Raw genomic sequence first — 942 nt, 5'->3', positions numbered from 1 at the left:
GCTACCGGACCGCGCTCGAGCCGGTCGGTGAGGCGGTGGAGTCGACCGCGTCGGGGACGTCGCAGAGCTCGGTGAGCCGCCGGTTCATCAGCGCGACCGCCGAGCGGCTCGCCGAGTTTCGCTCCCGGCCGCTCGACGATCAGCGCTGGCTGATCGTGTTCGTCGACGGGTTCGAGTTCGCCGGGCACACCATGATCGGCGCGCTCGGCGTCACCGCGGACGGGACGAAGGTGCCGCTCGGCGTCGTCGAAGGCTCGACCGAGAACGCCACCGTCGTGCGTCACCTGATCACGGGGCTGCGCGACCGCGGCCTCGACGCCTCAGAGGGCGTGCTGTTCGTTCTCGACGGCGCCAAAGCGCTCAAGAAAGCGGTCGGCGACGTGTTCGGCGACAACGCCGTGATCGCCCGCTGCCGACTCCACAAGGAGAGGAACGTGATCGACCATCTGCCCGAGGCCGAACGGCCGTGGGTGCGCCGCAAGCTGCGCGCCGCCTGGGCGAACCCCAACCCCGACGAGGCCGAAGCCGCGCTTCGTGCGCTCGCCGCTCGGCTCGACAAGGTCAACCCCGACGCCGCCGCCAGCCTCCGCGAAGGGCTCGCCGAGACGCTTACCATCAACCGCCTCGGCGTGACCGGGACGCTGCTCAAGACGGTGATGAGCACGAACCCGGTGGAGTCGATGATCGAGATCGTGCGCGCCCACGCCCGCAACGTGAAGCGCTGGCAGAACGGCGACATGCGCCTGCGCTGGGCTGCCGCCGGCATGACCGCCGCCCACACCCAGTTCCGACGCGTGAAGGGCTACCGCCAACTCCCGCAACTCGCGGCGACCCTCCGCCACACCGTCGGCGCCGAGAACCCGTCCACCATCGCTGTCACAGCCTGACCATATGATCCATCAGGAGGCCGCCATCAGATTCCACGGCCGTCGGGTCATCCTC

Annotated in this window: 1 protein-coding gene; it reads left to right on the top strand. The window is 69.9% G+C overall.

Features of this window, described 5'->3' with window-relative positions; translation table 11 throughout:
* On the top strand, positions 1 to 887 hold an 887-nt coding region (locus Gocc_RS15570), incomplete at its 5' end, for an IS256 family transposase (protein ID WP_114797495.1).
* Positions 888 to 942: the final 55 nt, after the last annotated feature.

The sequence above is a fragment of the Gaiella occulta genome, from assembly GCF_003351045.1.
Lineage (GTDB): Bacteria > Actinomycetota > Thermoleophilia > Gaiellales > Gaiellaceae > Gaiella > Gaiella occulta.
This window is presented reverse-complemented; position numbering and strand designations above follow the sequence as displayed.